Here is a 573-nt window from a genome sequence, read left to right as displayed (position 1 = left end):
CCGTTCCAAGCCATTCCAAATTTTCTGGCTGTCTCTTATACACATCTAGATGTGTATAAGAGACAGGTCTAAAGTTATTAAATATTTTTGGTAGTGGTCGTGAATTGATTTCAATGGGTTTAATTCTCTCTCCAATGTTGCTTTATCCTTGACGGAATAGGCAACTTGATAATATTCCGTTATGCCGCCCGACTGCGCAACAAAGTCTATTTCCTTTTCTCCAGCCTTGCCAATATAAACATTAAACCTTCGCCGTTTGAGTTCCAAATAAACAACATTTTCCAAAATATGCCCAAAATCCGTGTTCTTGTTGCCCAGCAAATAATAACGCAAACCTAAGTCGCACAAGTAATATTTATCACCGGTTTTCAAATATTCCTTGCCTTTTATGTCAAACCTTTTGGCTTTGTATATAATAAAAGCATCTGCCATAGCTTCCAGATAAGATTCAACCGTCCTGGTATTTATCTCTTTTCCATTGCTAGACATTGTGTTTGCTATTTTGTTTGTGGAGAGCAGATTTCCGATGTTGTCAAAAATAAAACCGGCAACATTGTTGAACGCAAAACTATC

General features: G+C 37.2%; 1 protein-coding gene. It reads right to left on the bottom strand.

Annotated features, from left to right (window positions below; all coding sequences use genetic code 11):
• Positions 1-45 precede the first annotated feature (45 nt).
• A partial coding sequence (locus tag ACYVRA_RS08320; protein WP_461252261.1) for an ATP-binding protein occupies positions 46-573 on the bottom strand: 528 nt, incomplete at its 5' end.

Source organism: Treponema sp. R8-4-B8 (genome assembly GCF_054786175.1).
This window is presented reverse-complemented; position numbering and strand designations above follow the sequence as displayed.